Origin of the sequence: Pseudomonas sp. SHLD1 (genome assembly GCF_028640935.1) — a bacterium.
Classification (GTDB): domain Bacteria; phylum Pseudomonadota; class Gammaproteobacteria; order Pseudomonadales; family Pseudomonadaceae; genus Chryseomonas; species Chryseomonas aestiva.
In genome coordinates this window covers 282,039-297,135 of record NZ_JAQZAD010000013.1, presented here as the reverse complement: position 1 = coordinate 297,135, position 15,097 = coordinate 282,039, and the positions used below count along the sequence as shown (strand labels likewise).

Below are 15,097 nucleotides of genomic sequence, written 5' to 3'. Positions count from 1 at the left end.
AAGGATTCAAAGCATGTCTGAGTCGATCAGCCTACTGACCCACAACTGGAGCTTCGCGGTATTTCTCCTGGGCGTGGTTGGTCTGATCGCCTTCATGCTCGGAGTCTCGAGCCTGCTCGGCAGCAAAGCCGTGGGCCGTAGCAAGAACGATCCCTTCGAGTCCGGCATCGTCCCCACCGGGGGTGCCCGTCTCCGTCTCTCTGCCAAGTTCTACCTGGTCGCGATGCTCTTCGTGATCTTCGATGTCGAAGCCCTCTTTCTCTTCGCCTGGTCGGTGTCCATCCGTGAATCGGGATGGGCCGGCTTCGTGGAAGCCTCCATTTTCATAGCAATTCTGTTGGCGGGTCTTGTCTACCTGTGGCGAATCGGAGCGCTCGATTGGGCGCCTGCGAGCCGTCGCGAGCGGCAGGCGAAGTCGAAACAATGAGGCTTTGGCAATGCAATACAATCTCACCCGGATCGATCCCGATGCGGCAGTAGACCGCTATCCGGCCGGCCAACGGGAAACCGTTGCCGACCCAATGGAGAGTCAGGTCAACCGCAGCATCTTCATGGGCAAACTTGAAGATGTCCTGCGGGGCGCGGTCAATTGGGGACGCAAGAATTCCCTCTGGCCCTACAACTTCGGCCTGTCCTGCTGCTATGTGGAAATGACCACCGCGTTCACGGCGCCCCACGACATCGCCCGCTTCGGCGCCGAAGTCATCCGGGCCTCGCCGCGTCAGGCCGACTTCATGGTCATCGCCGGCACTCCCTTCATGAAGATGGCCCCGGTCATCCAGCGCCTGTACGAGCAGATGCTGGAACCCAAGTGGGTGATCTCGATGGGCGCCTGCGCCAACTCCGGCGGTATGTACGACATCTACTCGGTCGTTCAGGGCGTGGACAAGTTCCTGCCCGTCGACGTCTATGTGCCCGGCTGCCCGCCTCGCCCCGAAGCCTTCCTCCAGGGCCTGATGCTCCTGCAGGACTCCATCGGTGAAGAGCGCCGCCCCCTTTCCTGGGTGGTGGGCGACCAGGGCATCTATCGCGCCGAGATGCCTTCGCAGCGCGAGCAGAACCGCGAGCGCCGCATCCAGGTCACCAACCTGCGCAGCCCAGACGACGTGTAAGTCCCCTACGGGACCTGCACGCTGACGACGATCGATTAGCGACGGAACATCATGACCGCAGACACCGCTCTGTCCGCCTCTGCGCTCGCCCCTGCCGGCGATGCGTCGGTGGTTGGCGAACTCCAGGGCCAATTCGGCGCCGACGCCCTGACCCTGCAAGACACCCGTACCGGCATGCCGGTGATCTGGGTGGCGCGCGAAAGAATCATCGAAGTACTGCGCTTCCTGCGCAACGTGCCCCGCCCCTACGTCATGCTCTATGACCTGCATGGCGTGGACGAGCGCCTGCGGACTCACCGCCGCGGCCTGCCCAACGCGGACTTCACCGTCTTCTACCACCTGCTGTCCATCGACCGTAACAGCGATGTGATGCTCAAGGTGGCCCTGTCCGCCAACGACCTGCGCCTGCCCACCGCCACCGGCATCTACCCCAATGCCAACTGGTACGAGCGGGAAGTGCTGGACATGTACGGCATCCATTTCGACGGTCACCCGCTGCCCAAGCGCATGCTGATGGCCGACAACTGGCAGGGTCATCCGCTGCGCAAGGACTATCCGGCGCGGGCCACCGAGTTCGATCCCTATGCGCTGAACGCCGCCAAGCAGGATCTCGAGCAGGAGACCCTGAGATTCAAGCCCGAAGAGTGGGGCATGAAGGAACATGCGGAGAATTCCGATTACATGTTCCTCAACCTGGGCCCGAACCACCCTTCCGCCCATGGTGCCTTCCGCATCATCCTGCAACTGGACGGCGAAGAGATCGTCGACTGCGTGCCGGAGATCGGCTACCACCATCGGGGCGCCGAGAAGATGGCCGAGCGCCAGTCCTGGCACAGCTACATCCCCTACACCGACCGGATCGATTATCTGGGCGGGGTGATGAACAACCTGCCCTACGTCCTTTCGGTGGAAAAGCTCGCCGGCATCAAGGTGCCGTCGCGGGTCGACTTCATCCGGGTGATGATGGCCGAGTTCTTCCGCATCAACAGCCACCTGCTGTACCTGGGCACCTATATCCAGGACGTCGGCGCCATGACCCCGGTGTTCTTTACCTTCACCGACCGTCAGCGTGCGTACAAGGTCATCGAGGCCATCACCGGCTTCCGCATGCACCCGGCCTGGTTCCGTATCGGCGGCGTTGCCCACGACCTGCCGCGCGGCTGGGACAAGCTGGTCCGCGAATTCCTCGACTGGATGCCCAAGCGCCTGGACGAGTACGAAAAGGCCGCGATGAAGAACAGCATCCTCATCGGCCGAACCAAGAACGTCGCCGTCTACAACACAAAGGAAGCCTTGGAGTGGGGCGTCACCGGCCCCAACCTGCGCGCCACCGGTCTCGATTTCGACCTGCGCAAGGCTCGTCCCTACTCCGGCTACGAGAACTTCGAATTCGAAGTGCCCATCGCCCACAACGGCGACTGCTACGACCGCGGCATGCTGCGCGTCGAAGAGATGCGCCAGAGTCTGCGCATCATCGAGCAGTGCCTGCAGCACATGCCCGAAGGCCCGTACAAGGCGGATCACCCGCTCACTACGCCGCCGCCCAAGGAACGCACCCTGCAGCACATCGAGACCCTGATCACCCACTTCCTGCAAGTGTCCTGGGGTCCGGTGATGCCGGCCGGCGAAGCCTTCCAGATGATCGAGGCGACCAAGGGCGCCAACAGCTACTACCTGACGAGCGATGGCAGCACCATGAGCTACCGCACCCGCATCCGGACGCCGAGCTTCCCGCACCTGCAGCAGATCCCGGCCGTCATCCGCGGCAGCATGGTGTCCGACCTGATTGCCTACCTGGGCAGTATCGACTTCGTCATGGCCGACGTGGACCGCTGAGCATGAGCACCGAAACCCTGATCCAAACCGACCGCTTCGTCCTGAGCGACACCGAGCGCTCGGCCATCGAGCACGAGATGCATCACTACGAGGACCCGCGCGCGGCGTCCATCGAAGCCCTGAAGATCGTCCAGAAGGAACGTGGTTGGGTGCCGGATGGCGCCATCTACGCCATCGGCGAGGTGCTGGGCATTCCCGCCAGCGACGTCGAGGGCGTGGCGACCTTCTACAGCCAGATCTTCCGCGTGCCGGTCGGCCGCCACATCATCCGCGTGTGCGACAGCATGACCTGCTACATCGGCGGCCACGAATCCGTGGTCGGCGAGATCCAGCGCCAGCTGGGCATCGGCCTGGGCCAGACCACCACCGACAGCCGCTTCACCCTGCTGCCGGTCTGCTGCCTGGGCAATTGCGACAAGGCCCCGGCGCTGATGATCGACGACGACACCCATGGCGATGTCCAACCTGCGGGCGTGGCCAAACTGCTGGAGGGATACGCATGAGACTGACCTCCTTCGGGCCTGCCAACAGCATTGCCCGTACCCCCGAGACCCATCCCCTGACCTGGCGCCTGCGTGAAGACGGCGCCCCGGTCTGGCTGGAGGAATACCAGGCGAAGGACGGCTACGCCGCGGCACGCAAGGCGCTGACCGAGCTGGCACCGGACGCCATCGTCCAGGAAGTCAAGGACTCCGGCCTCAAGGGCCGTGGCGGTGCGGGCTTCCCCACCGGCGTGAAGTGGGGCCTGATGCCCAAGGACGAATCCCTCGACATCCGCTACCTGCTGTGCAACGCGGACGAGATGGAGCCCAACACCTGGAAGGACCGCCTGCTCATGGAGCAGTTGCCCCACCTGCTGGTGGAAGGCATGCTGATCAGCGCCCGGGCGCTCAAGGCCTACCGTGGCTACATCTTCCTGCGTGGCGAATACGTCGACGCCGCCGCCAACCTGCGGCGCGCCGTGGAAGAAGCCAAGGCCGCCGGCCTGCTGGGCAAGAACATCCTGGGCAGCGGCTTCGATTTCGAGCTGTTCGTCCACACCGGCGCCGGTCGCTACATCTGTGGCGAAGAGACCGCGCTGATCAACTCCCTGGAAGGCCGTCGCGCCAACCCGCGCTCCAAGCCGCCCTTCCCCGCCGCCGTCGGCGTCTGGGGCAAGCCGACCTGCGTCAACAACGTCGAGACCCTGTGCAACGTGCCGGGCATCGTCGCGGGCGGCGTGGACTGGTACAAGAGCCTGGCCCGCGAAGGCAGCGAAGACATGGGCACCAAGCTCATGGGCTTCTCCGGCAAGGTCAAGAATCCCGGCGTCTGGGAACTGCCCTTCGGCATCACCGCCCAGGAGCTGTTCGAGGACTATGCCGGCGGCATGCGCGACGGCTTCAAGCTGAAATGCTGGCAGCCCGGTGGCGCCGGTACCGGCTTCCTGCTGCCCGAGCATCTCTCGGCGCAGATGTACGCCGGCGGCATCGGCAAGGTCGGCACCCGCATGGGCACCGGTCTGGCCCTGGCCGTGGACGACAGCGTCAACATGGTCTCGCTGCTGCGCAACATGGAAGAGTTCTTCGCCCGGGAATCCTGCGGCTGGTGCACCCCCTGCCGCGACGGCCTGCCCTGGAGCGTCAAGCTTCTGCGCAGCCTGGAGAAGGGCGAAGGCCAGCAGGGCGATCTCGATACCCTGCTGCAGCTGGTCAATTTCCTCGGCCCGGGCAAGACCTTCTGTGCCCACGCACCGGGTGCCGTCGAGCCCCTGGGCAGTGCCATCAAGTATTTCCGCGAAGAGTTCGAGGCCGGTGTGCGCAAGGCGCCCAGCGAGCCACGGCCAACTGCTTCGGCGAGCGTGACCTGAGGACCGGCCCCCCACGGGGCCGCTCCCATCGCTTTCTGGCCGGACCTGCTCCGGCCGGCGCCGCCTCCGACGATCGTCAGGGCGGCGCGAACGTTTTCCCATTAGCCAGACCCGCCCTGCGCGGGTGAGAAGAAAACCCTATGGCCACTATCCATGTAGACGGCAAGACGTACGAGGTCGACGGGGCGGACAACCTCCTCGAAGCCTGCCTGTCCCTGGGGCTCGACATCCCCTATTTCTGCTGGCACCCGGCGCTGGGCAGCGTCGGCGCCTGCCGCCAGTGCGCGGTGAAGCAGTTCGCCGACGAGAATGACACCCGCGGGCGCCTGGTCATGTCCTGCATGACCCCGTCCAGCGACAAGACCTACATCTCCATCGAAGACGCCGAAGCCAAGGAATTCCGCAGCTCGGTCATCGAATGGCTGATGACCAACCATCCCCACGACTGTCCGGTCTGCGAAGAAGGCGGCCACTGCCACCTGCAGGACATGACGGTGATGACCGGCCACAACAAGCGCCGCTATCGCTTCACCAAGCGCACCCACCAAAACCAGGACCTCGGCCCGTTCGTCGCTCACGAGATGAACCGCTGCATCGCCTGCTATCGCTGCGTGCGCTACTACAAGGACTACGCCGGCGGTACCGACCTGGGTGTCTACGGCGCCCACGACAACGTCTATTTCGGCCGCGTCGAGGACGGTGCCCTGGAGAGCGAGTTCTCCGGCAACCTGACCGAGGTCTGCCCCACCGGGGTGTTCACCGACAAGACCCACTCCGAGCGCTACAATCGCAAGTGGGACATGCAGTTCGCCCCGAGCATCTGCCATGGCTGCTCGTCGGGCTGCAACATCAGCCCCGGCGAGCGCTATGGCGAACTGCGCCGCATCGAGAACCGCTTCAACGGTTCGGTCAACCAGTACTTCCTCTGCGACCGTGGCCGCTTCGGCTATGGCTATGTCAATCGCAAGGATCGTCCGCGCCAGGCCCTGCTGAAGGACGGCAGCCTGGAGACCGGCATCGACGCCGCCCTGGATCGCGCCGCCCTGCTGCTGCGCGGCAAGAAGGTGATCGGCATCGGTTCGCCGCGTGCCAGCCTGGAAAGCAACCACGCCCTGCGTGAGCTGGTCGGCGCCGAAAACTTCTCCAGTGGCATGAGCGCCCGTGACCTGGCCAACGTCCGCCTGGTGCTGCAGGTGCTCAAGGACAGCCCCCTGCCCGTCCCGACCCTGCGCGCCATGGAGAAGCACGATGCCGTCTTCGTCCTCGGCGAGGATCTGACCCAGACCGCGGCCCGCCTGGCGCTGTCCCTGCGGCAGTCCGTCAAGGGCAAGCCCGAGGCCATGGCCGCGGCCCAGAAGATCCAGCCCTGGCTGAACGCGGCCGTGCAGAACATCGGCCAGAGCGAGCGCAATCCGCTGTTCATCGCCAGCGTCGCCGCCACCCGCCTGGACGACGTCGCCGCCACCCGCCTGGACGACGTCGCCGACGCCCGCCTGCATGGTTCGCCGCTGGAACTGGCCCGCTTCGGCCATGCCGTGGCCCATGCCATCGACGCCAGCGCCCCGGCCGTCGACGGCCTGAGCGACGAAGTCGCCGAGCAGGCGCGCCTGCTGGCCGAAACCCTGCTGGCGGCCGAACGCCCGCTGGTGGTGTCCGGTACCTCCCTGGGTGAGCCGGCGCTGATCGAAGCCGCCGCCAACCTGGCCAAGGCTCTGGCCGCCAAGGGCAAGGCCGGTTCCCTGAGCCTGGTGGTGCCCGAAGCCAACAGCCTGGGCCTGGCGCTCTATGGCGGCGAGTCCGTCGAAGACGCCTTCGCGGCCCTGGAAAACGGCCAGGCCGATGCCCTGGTGGTGCTGGAGAACGACCTCTATCGCCGCGCCCCTGCCCAGCAGGTGGATCAGGCCCTGGCCCGCGCCCAGGTGCTGGTGGTGCTGGATCACCAGCGTACCGCCACTGCCCAGCGCGCCGACCTGGTGCTGCCGGCGGCGAGCTTCGCCGAAGGCGACGGTACCCTGGTCAGCCAGGAAGGTCGCGCCCAGCGCTTCTTCCAGGTCTATGAGCCGAGCTACTACGATCCCTCCAGCCTGATCCGCGAGGGCTGGCGCTGGCTGCACGCCCTGCGCAACACCCTGGACAACCGCCCGGTGGACTGGACCCAGCTGGACCACGTCACCGACGCCGTGGCCACCGCCGCGCCGCAGCTGGACGGCATCCGCGACGCCGCGCCCAACGCCAGCTTCCGGGTGAAGGGCCTCAAGCTCGCCCGCGAACCGCATCGCTACAGCGGCCGCACCTCCATGCGCGCCAACCTCAGCGTGCACGAGCCGCGCGCGCCCCAGGATGCCGACACCGCCTTCGCCTTCTCCATGGAAGGCTATGCCGGCAGCGTCGAACCGCGTCAGCAGATTCCCTTCGCCTGGTCCCCTGGCTGGAACTCGCCCCAAGCCTGGAACAAGTTCCAGGACGAGGTCGGTGGTCACCTGCGCGCCGGAGATCCGGGCGTGCGTCTGATCGAGACCCAGGGCGATCGCCTGGGCTGGTTTGCCGTCCCGACCGCCGTCGTGCGCGGTACCGAGTCCGGCTTCCAGGCCGTGCCGCTGTACCACCTGTTCGGCAGCGAAGAGACCTCTTCCCGCGCCGAGCCGGTACGCGAGCGCATCCCGGCCGCCTATGTGGCGCTGGCCAAGGCCGATGCCGACCGCCTGGGCGTCAATGAAGGCGCCCTGCTGCGCCTGCAGGTCGCCGGTCAGGAATTGCGCCTGCCGCTGCAGATCAAGCCCGAGCTGTCGGTGGGTCTGGTCGGTCTGCCCGCCGGCTTCGAAGGGATTCCGGTGGACTTCGCCGGCCTCACCGTGGAAGGACTGCAGGAGGCCGCGGCATGACCTGGCTCACCCCAACCCTCATCGCCGTGGTGATCGGCATACTCAAGGCCATCGTCATCCTCCTGGCGGTGGTCATCTGCGGGGCGCTGCTGAGCTTCGTCGAACGGCGCCTGCTGGGTCTCTGGCAGGACCGCCACGGTCCCAACCGCGTCGGTCCCTTCGGCGCCTTTCAGCTTGGCGCCGACATGCTGAAGATGTTCTTCAAGGAGGACTGGACGCCGCCGTTCGCCGACAAGATGATCTTCGCCCTGGCGCCGGTGATCGCCATGGGTTCGCTGCTGGTGGCCTTCTCGGTCATCCCGATCACCCCCACCTGGGGCGTGGCGGACCTGAACGTCGGCCTGCTGTTCTTCTTCGCCATGGCCGGTGTCAACGTCTACGCCGTGCTCTTCGCCGGCTGGGCGAGCAACAACAAGTTCTCGCTGCTGGGCGCCATGCGCGCCTCGGCCCAGACCCTCTCCTACGAGGTGTTCATGGGTCTGTCGGTGATGGGCATCGTCGCGGTGACGGGTTCCTTCAACATGAGGGACATCGTCGAGGCGCAGCACCAGGGCTGGTGGTTCATCGTTCCCCAGTTCTTCGGCTTCTGCACCTTCTTCATCGCCGGCATCGCCGTCACCCACCGTCATCCCTTCGATCAGCCGGAAGCCGAGCAGGAGCTCGCCGACGGTTACCACATCGAATACGCGGGCATGAAATGGGGCATGTTCTTCGTCGGCGAGTACATCGGCATCGTGCTGATCTCGGCGCTGCTGGTGACCCTGTTCTTCGGCGGCTGGCACGGTCCCTTCCTGGACACCCTGCCCTGGCTGTCGTTTTTCTGGTTCGCCCTGAAGACCGCCTTCTTCATCATGATCTTCATCCTGCTGCGCGCGTCCATTCCGCGTCCGCGCTACGACCAGGTAATGGCCTTCAGCTGGAAGTTCTGCCTGCCCCTGACCCTGATCAACCTGCTGGTGACCGGCGCGGTGGTGCTCTATAGCGCCACGCCGGCCATCGGCCAGTGAGGTATCCGTCATGATCAAGGAAATCCTGCACGTCCTGCATGGCACCTACACCCAGTTGCGCAGCATCGTGATGGTCTTCGGCCACGCCTTCCGCAAGCGCGACACCCTGCAATACCCCGAGGAGCCCGTATACCTGCCGCCGCGCTACCGTGGCCGCATCGTGCTGACCCGTGACCCCGACGGCCAGGAGCGCTGCGTGGCTTGCAACCTGTGCGCCGTGGCCTGCCCGGTCGGCTGCATCTCCTTGCAGAAGACCGAAGCCGAAGACGGTCGCTGGTACCCGGAGTTCTTCCGCATCAACTTTTCGCGCTGCATCTTCTGCGGCATGTGCGAGGAGGCCTGCCCCACCACCGCCATCCAGCTGACCCCGGATTTCGAGATGTCCGAGTTCAAGCGCCAGGAGCTGGTGTACGAGAAGCAGGACCTGCTGATCTCGGGTCCGGGCAAGTATCCGGAATACAACTTCTACCGCGTGGCCGGCATGGCCATCGCGGGCAAGCCCAAGGGTGCCGCGCAGAGCGAGGCAGAGCCGATCAACGTGAAGAGCCTGCTGCCCTAAGGAGCTGTCGTGGAATTCGCCTTCTATTTCTCCGCTGGGGTGGCCGTCCTGTCCACCTTCCGGGTGATCACCAACACCAATCCGGTGCATGCGCTGCTGTACCTGATCATCTCGCTGCTGGCCGTGTCCATGGTGTTCTTCGCCCTGGGCGCGCCCTTCGCCGGCGCCCTGGAGATCATCGTCTACGCCGGCGCCATCATGGTGCTGTTCGTCTTCGTGGTGATGATGCTCAACCTCGGGCCGGTCGTCGCCGAGCAGGAACGCAAGTGGCTGACCCCCAAGGTCTGGATCGGTCCGTCGATCCTCGCCGGTGCGCTGCTGGTGGAACTGCTGGTGGTGCTCTCGCGCACCCCGGGCGGCGCTGCCATCGGTCATACCTCGGTGGAAGCCAAGGCCGTGGGCATCAGCCTGTTCGGACCCTATCTGCTGGCGGTCGAACTGGCCTCCATGCTGCTGCTGGGTGCCCTGGTCGCGGCCTATCACCTGGGTCGCAGCGACGTCAAAGACGGGATCGGCGAGTGAGTCGCCAAGGACTGGAGAACAGCCAATGAACGCCATACCTCTGGAACACGGACTCGCCCTCGCCGGCGCCCTGTTCGCCCTTGGCCTGGTGGGCCTGATGGTCCGCCGCAACATCCTCTTCGTGCTCATGAGTCTGGAAATCATGATGAACGCCGCCGCCCTGGCCTTCGTGGTCGCGGGTAGCCGTTGGGGCGCCCCCGACGGCCAGGTGATGTTCATCCTGGTGCTGAGCCTGGCCGCCGCCGAGGCCAGTATCGGCCTGGCGATCCTGCTGCAGCTCTATCGCCGCTTCCACACCCTCGACGTCGATGCCGCCAGCGAGATGCACGGATGAACCTGCTACCCCTCACCTTCGCCTTTCCCTTGGTCGGCTATTTCCTGCTGGCCTTCTCCCGCGGTCGGCTGTCGGAGAATCTCTCCGCGCTGATCGGCGTGGGTTCGGTGGGCCTGGCGGCGCTGGTCGCCGCCTGGGTCGGCTGGAACTTCCACGTCGCACCGCCCGCCGACGGTCACCTGACCATCGTCCTCTGGCAGTGGATGAACGTGGAGGGCTTCGCGCCCAACATGGCTCTCTACCTGGACGGCCTGTCGCTGACCATGCTCGGCGTGGTCACCGGCGTCGGCTTCCTGATCCACCTGTTCGCGTCCTGGTACATGCGCGGTGAAGAGGGCTATTCGCGCTTCTTCGCCTACACCAACCTGTTCATCTTCAGCATGTTGCTGCTGGTTCTCGGCGACAACCTGCTGCTGCTGTATTTCGGTTGGGAAGGCGTGGGCCTGTGCAGCTACCTGCTGATCGGCTTCTACTACAGCGAGCGCGCCAACGGCAACGCGGCGCTGAAGGCGTTCATCGTCACCCGCGTCGGCGACGTCTTCATGGCCTTCGGTCTGTTCATCCTGTTCATGACCCTGGGCACCCTGGACATCCAGGAGCTGCTGCAGAAGGCGCCGGACGTCTTCGCCAGCGGTGATCCGCTGATCGTGCTGGCCACCCTGGCGCTGCTTGGCGGTGCCGTCGGCAAGTCGGCCCAACTGCCGCTGCAGACCTGGCTGGCGGACGCCATGGCCGGCCCCACCCCGGTCTCCGCACTGATCCACGCGGCGACCATGGTGACCGCGGGCGTCTACCTGATCGCCCGGACCCACGGCCTGTTCCTGCTGGCGCCGGAAATCCTCCACCTGGTCGGCATCATCGGTGCCGTGACCTTGGTGCTGGCCGGTTTCGCCGCCCTGGTGCAGACCGACATCAAGCGCATCCTGGCCTATTCGACCATGAGCCAGATCGGCTACATGTTCCTGGCCCTGGGTGTCGGCGCCTGGCAACCGGCGATCTTCCACCTGATGATCCATGCCTTCTTCAAGGCGCTGCTGTTCCTCGCCTCGGGCTCGGTGATCCTGGCCTGCCACCACGAGCAGAACATCTTCAAGATGGGCGGCCTGTGGAAGAAGATCCCCCTGGCCTACGCCAGCTTCGTGGTGGGCGGTTCGGCCCTGGCGGCGCTGCCGCTGGTGACCGCCGGCTTCTACTCCAAGGACGAGATTCTCTGGGAAGCCATGGCCAGCGGTCATACCTACCTGCTCTACGCAGGCCTGGCCGGCGCCTTCCTGACCTCGATCTACACCTTCCGCCTGATCTTCATCACCTTCCATGGCGAGGCGCACACCGAGGCCCATGCCGGCCACGGCATCGCCCACAACCTGCCGCTGGCGGTACTGCTGGTGCTCTCGACCTTTGTCGGCGCGATGATCGTGCCGCCGCTGGCGGGTGTGCTGCCGGAATCGATCGGCCATGCCGGTGGCGAAGCCAAGCATTCCCTGGAGATCACCTCGGGGGCCATCGCCATCGCCGGTATCCTGCTGGCCGCCCTGCTCTTCCTCGGCAAGCGTTCCTTCGTGAACGGCCTGGCCAAGAGTGCGCCGGGTCGCTTCTTCGGGACCTGGTGGTATCACGCTTGGGGCTTCGACTGGCTGTACGACCTGATCTTCGTCAAGCCGTACCTGCTGCTGACCCGCCTGCTGCGTCGCGATCCCTTCGACCAGGCCATCGGCCTGATCCCGATGCTGGCTCGCGGCGGCAACCTGGCACTGAGCATCACCGAGAACGGCCGTCTGCGCTGGTACGCGGCTTCCATCGTGGGAGGCGCCGTGCTGTTGCTCGGCGCGCTGCTGCTGGCCTGACCCCCTGACTAAGGATAAGTACACGTCATGCTTCTGCCCTGGCTAATCCTGATCCCCTTCATCGGCGGCCTGCTCTGTTTCCTCACGGAAAAGACCGGCCCGCTGGTGCCCCGCTGGATCGCCCTGTTCACCATGCTGCTGGAGCTGGTGCTCGGCCTCTGGCTGTGGGCCCACGGCGACTACAGCCTGGCTCCGGCCCCTGGCGCCGAAACCGCCTGGACCGCGGAATTCCAGATGAACTGGATTCCGCGCTTCGGCATCAGCCTGCACTTCGGCCTCGATGGCCTGTCGCTGCTGATGATCCTGCTCACCGGCCTGCTCGGTGTGCTGGCGGTGACCTGCTCCTGGCGCGAAGTGCAGCGCCACGTCGGCTTCTTCCACCTCAACCTGCTGTGGATCATCGGCGGCGTGGTGGGGGTGTTCCTGGCCCTGGACCTGTTCCTGTTCTTCTTCTTCTGGGAAATGATGTTGGTACCGATGTACTTCCTGATCGCGCTGTGGGGCCATAGCTCCGCGGACGGCAAGAAGAGCCGCATCACCGCTGCCACCAAGTTCTTCATCTTCACCCAGGCCAGTGGCCTGATCATGCTGGTGGCGATCATCGCCCTGGTGCTGGTGAACTACGGTGCCACCGGCGTCCTGACCTTCGACTACGAAGACCTGCTGCAACTGCAGCTGGATCCAAAGCTGGAATACCTGCTGATGCTGGGCTTCTTCATCGCCTTCGCGGTGAAGCTGCCGGTGGTGCCGCTGCACTCCTGGCTGCCCGATGCCCACGCCCAGGCGCCGACCGCCGGTTCCGTCGACCTCGCCGGCATCCTGCTCAAGACCGCCGCCTACGGCCTGCTGCGCTTTGCCATCCCGCTGTTCCCCAACGCCTCGGCGGAATTCGCCCCGATCGCCATGTGGCTGGGCATCATCGGCATCTTCTATGGCGCCATCCTGTCGTTCGCCCAGACCGACATCAAGCGCCTGGTGGCCTATTCCAGCGTCTCGCACATGGGCTTCGTGCTGATCGGCATCTACTCCGGCAGCCCTCAGGCGCTGCAGGGCGTGGTGGTGCAGATGATCGCCCACGGCCTCTCCGCCGCCGGTCTGTTCATCCTCTGCGGCCAGCTCTATGAGCGCATGCATACCCGAGACATGCGCCAGATGGGCGGGCTCTGGGCGCGGGTGCCCTACCTGCCGGCCCTGAGTCTGTTCTTCGCCTCTGCCTCGCTGGGTCTGCCGGGTACCGGCAACTTCGTCGGCGAATTCCTGATCCTGCTGGGCGCCTTCCCGGTGGTGCCGATGATCACCGTCATCGCCACCTTCGGCCTGGTGTTCGCCTCGGTCTACTCGCTGATCATGATCCACCGCGCCTACTTCGGTCCGGCCAAGGCCGAAGGCGCCCTGCCGGGACTGAACGCACGGGAGCTGTCGATGCTGCTGTTGCTTGGCGTGCTGCTGGTGCTGCTCGGCGTCTACCCGCAGCCGGTGCTGGATACCTCGGCCGCGAGCATGGCCGGTGTCCAGCAGTGGCTCGGCGAAGCCTTCTCCTCTCTCGTTTCCGCCCGGTAAGAGCGCCATGACCTTTACCTACGAACACTTCATCGCCCTCCTGCCGATCATCATCACCGGCTTCACCGCCGTGGTGGTGATGCTGGGCATCGCCTGGCGGCGGGATCACACCCTCATTCCCACCCTGGGCGTGATCGGTCTCAACCTGGCCCTGCTGTCCTGCATCCCGGCCCTCGGCGTCGGTGCCATCGACGTCACCCCGCTGCTGCGCATCGACGGCTTCACCTGCTTCTACATGGCGCTGATCCTGATCGCCACCCTGGCCTGCATGACCCTGTCGCATGCCTACATGGAAGGCTATCCGGGCAACCGCGAAGAGCTGTACCTGCTGCTGCTGATCTCCGCCACCGGTGGTCTGGTGCTGGTGGCGGCGCAGAACGTAGCCGGCCTGTTCATCGGCCTGGAACTGCTGTCGGTGCCGGTCTACGGCCTGGTGGCCTACAGCTACTTCAATCGCCGCTCCCTGGAAGCCGGCATGAAGTACCTGGTGCTGTCCGCCGCCGGCTCGGCCATCCTGCTGTTCGGCATGGCCCTGCTCTACGCCCAGTCCGGCAGCCTGAACTTCGCCGACATCGGCATGCAGATGGACGCCCCGGCGAGCACCGGCCTGCTGATGGAAATCGGCCTCGGCATGCTGATCGTCGGTCTCGGCTTCAAGCTGTCCCTGGTGCCCTTCCACCTCTGGACCCCGGACGTCTACGAGGGCTCCCCGGCTCCGGTCGGTGCCTTCCTGGCCACCGCCAGCAAGGTCGCCGTCTTCGCCGTGCTGGTGCGGGTGTTCCAGACCATGCCCATGGCCACCGAAGACGGCTGGCTGCACGATGCCATCGCCTTCATCGCCATCGCCTCCATGCTGGTGGGCAACCTGCTGGCGCTGATGCAGAGCAACCTGAAGCGTCTGCTGGGTTATTCCTCCATCTCCCACTTCGGCTATCTGCTGGTGGCGGTGGCCTCGGGCGAAGGCCTGTCGATGGAAGCCGTGGCGGTCTACCTGGTGACCTATGTCTTCACCAGCCTGGGCGCCTTCGGCGTGATCACCCTGATGTCCAGCCCAAGCAACGGCCAGCGTGACGCCGATGCCCTGTTCGAGTACCGCGGCCTGTTCTGGCGCCGTCCGTACCTGACCGCGGCGCTGACGGTGATGATGCTGTCCCTGGCCGGCATCCCGCTCACCGCCGGTTTCATCGGCAAGTTCTACGTCATCACCGTGGGCGTGGAAGCGGGCATGTGGTGGCAGACCGCGGCCATCGTGCTGGGCAGCGCCATCGGCCTGTTCTACTACCTGCGCGTGATGGTCACCCTGTACCTGACCGAGCAGGGCCTGCAGCGCCACGACGCGCCGATGAACTGGGGTCAGCGCGCCGGTGGCGTGATGCTGATCGCCATTTCCATCGCGACCTTCATCCTCGGCGTCTATCCGCAGCCGCTGCTGCAACTGGCGCAGCTCACGGTGTTCTGATCCAGAGCGTCGCCCACGATCCCCGCCTCGGCGGGGATCTTCGTTTCTGGGATCGCGGCCTGTTTGAAAAGTCGCCGAGCGAAGGTCAGGCAAGGCAAGAATCCGTGAGGAAGCGGATCGGACTCGCGCTCGA

At 65.4% G+C, this 15,097-nt stretch carries 13 protein-coding genes; all 13 read left to right on the top strand.

Going from position 1 to position 15,097, the window contains the following annotated elements; genetic code table 11:
• Positions 1 to 13 precede the first annotated feature (13 nt).
• The gene (locus PVZ77_RS06805; protein WP_007158885.1) at positions 14 to 427 is read left to right on the top strand and encodes an NADH-quinone oxidoreductase subunit A; all 414 of its coding nucleotides are present in this window, start codon (positions 14 to 16) and stop codon (positions 425 to 427) included.
• Positions 428 to 437: 10 nt separating this feature from the next.
• The gene (locus PVZ77_RS06800; RefSeq protein ID WP_273806040.1) at positions 438 to 1,112 is read left to right on the top strand and encodes a NuoB/complex I 20 kDa subunit family protein; all 675 of its coding nucleotides are present in this window, start codon (positions 438 to 440) and stop codon (positions 1,110 to 1,112) included.
• Between the two features lie 51 nt (positions 1,113 to 1,163).
• On the top strand, positions 1,164 to 2,948 hold the full coding sequence (nuoC, locus tag PVZ77_RS06795; protein ID WP_273806039.1) for an NADH-quinone oxidoreductase subunit C/D: 1,785 nt from the start codon (positions 1,164 to 1,166) through the stop codon (positions 2,946 to 2,948).
• A gap of 2 nt (positions 2,949 to 2,950) precedes the next feature.
• The gene (gene nuoE, locus PVZ77_RS06790; RefSeq protein WP_017642310.1) at positions 2,951 to 3,451 is read left to right on the top strand and encodes an NADH-quinone oxidoreductase subunit NuoE; all 501 of its coding nucleotides are present in this window, start codon (positions 2,951 to 2,953) and stop codon (positions 3,449 to 3,451) included.
• Positions 3,448 to 4,797, top strand: a complete 1,350-nt coding sequence (gene nuoF, locus PVZ77_RS06785) for an NADH-quinone oxidoreductase subunit NuoF (RefSeq protein ID WP_017642309.1) — start codon at positions 3,448 to 3,450, stop codon at positions 4,795 to 4,797. Before nuoE ends, nuoF begins: the two co-directional genes overlap by 4 nt.
• 140 nt (positions 4,798 to 4,937) lie before the next feature.
• Positions 4,938 to 7,679 carry an NADH-quinone oxidoreductase subunit NuoG gene (gene nuoG / locus PVZ77_RS06780; protein WP_273806038.1) on the top strand — a complete coding sequence of 914 codons (2,742 nt, stop codon included), beginning with the start codon at positions 4,938 to 4,940 and terminating at the stop codon, positions 7,677 to 7,679.
• Positions 7,676 to 8,686, top strand: a complete 1,011-nt coding sequence (gene nuoH / locus PVZ77_RS06775) for an NADH-quinone oxidoreductase subunit NuoH (RefSeq protein WP_273806037.1) — start codon at positions 7,676 to 7,678, stop codon at positions 8,684 to 8,686. Before nuoG ends, nuoH begins: the two co-directional genes overlap by 4 nt.
• 10 nt (positions 8,687 to 8,696) lie before the next feature.
• Positions 8,697 to 9,245, top strand: coding sequence for an NADH-quinone oxidoreductase subunit NuoI (gene nuoI / locus PVZ77_RS06770; RefSeq protein WP_017642306.1), 549 nt, complete (start codon positions 8,697 to 8,699; stop codon positions 9,243 to 9,245).
• Between the two features lie 9 nt (positions 9,246 to 9,254).
• Positions 9,255 to 9,767, top strand: coding sequence for an NADH-quinone oxidoreductase subunit J (gene nuoJ, locus PVZ77_RS06765; RefSeq protein ID WP_273806036.1), 513 nt, complete (start codon positions 9,255 to 9,257; stop codon positions 9,765 to 9,767).
• A gap of 25 nt (positions 9,768 to 9,792) precedes the next feature.
• The gene (gene nuoK, locus PVZ77_RS06760; protein ID WP_007158894.1) at positions 9,793 to 10,101 is read left to right on the top strand and encodes an NADH-quinone oxidoreductase subunit NuoK; all 309 of its coding nucleotides are present in this window, start codon (positions 9,793 to 9,795) and stop codon (positions 10,099 to 10,101) included.
• Entirely contained in the window at positions 10,098 to 11,945 is a 1,848-nt protein-coding gene (gene nuoL / locus PVZ77_RS06755) for an NADH-quinone oxidoreductase subunit L (RefSeq protein ID WP_273806035.1), read from the top strand. Before nuoK ends, nuoL begins: the two co-directional genes overlap by 4 nt.
• A gap of 27 nt (positions 11,946 to 11,972) precedes the next feature.
• Entirely contained in the window at positions 11,973 to 13,505 is a 1,533-nt protein-coding gene (nuoM, locus tag PVZ77_RS06750) for an NADH-quinone oxidoreductase subunit M (RefSeq protein WP_273806034.1), read from the top strand.
• Between the two features lie 7 nt (positions 13,506 to 13,512).
• Positions 13,513 to 14,964 (top strand): NADH-quinone oxidoreductase subunit NuoN, encoded by a 1,452-nt coding sequence (nuoN, locus tag PVZ77_RS06745; protein WP_273806033.1) that lies wholly within the window; start codon positions 13,513 to 13,515, stop codon positions 14,962 to 14,964.
• The last annotated feature ends 133 nt before the right edge of the window (positions 14,965 to 15,097 follow it).

Excerpts from the sequence above, each read along its gene's own strand:
- PVZ77_RS06805 (WP_007158885.1), top strand. The coding sequence starts at position 14 with ATGTCTGAGTCGATCAGCCTACTGACCCACAACTGGAGCTTCGCGGTA.
- PVZ77_RS06800 (WP_273806040.1), top strand. The coding sequence starts at position 438 with ATGCAATACAATCTCACCCGGATCGATCCCGATGCGGCAGTAGACCGC.
- nuoC (WP_273806039.1), top strand. The coding sequence starts at position 1,164 with ATGACCGCAGACACCGCTCTGTCCGCCTCTGCGCTCGCCCCTGCCGGC.
- nuoE (WP_017642310.1), top strand. The coding sequence starts at position 2,951 with ATGAGCACCGAAACCCTGATCCAAACCGACCGCTTCGTCCTGAGCGAC.
- nuoF (WP_017642309.1), top strand. The coding sequence starts at position 3,448 with ATGAGACTGACCTCCTTCGGGCCTGCCAACAGCATTGCCCGTACCCCC.
- nuoG (WP_273806038.1), top strand. The coding sequence starts at position 4,938 with ATGGCCACTATCCATGTAGACGGCAAGACGTACGAGGTCGACGGGGCG.
- nuoH (WP_273806037.1), top strand. The coding sequence starts at position 7,676 with ATGACCTGGCTCACCCCAACCCTCATCGCCGTGGTGATCGGCATACTC.
- nuoI (WP_017642306.1), top strand. The coding sequence starts at position 8,697 with ATGATCAAGGAAATCCTGCACGTCCTGCATGGCACCTACACCCAGTTG.
- nuoK (WP_007158894.1), top strand. The coding sequence starts at position 9,793 with ATGAACGCCATACCTCTGGAACACGGACTCGCCCTCGCCGGCGCCCTG.
- nuoL (WP_273806035.1), top strand. The coding sequence starts at position 10,098 with ATGAACCTGCTACCCCTCACCTTCGCCTTTCCCTTGGTCGGCTATTTC.
- nuoM (WP_273806034.1), top strand. The coding sequence starts at position 11,973 with ATGCTTCTGCCCTGGCTAATCCTGATCCCCTTCATCGGCGGCCTGCTC.
- nuoN (WP_273806033.1), top strand. The coding sequence starts at position 13,513 with ATGACCTTTACCTACGAACACTTCATCGCCCTCCTGCCGATCATCATC.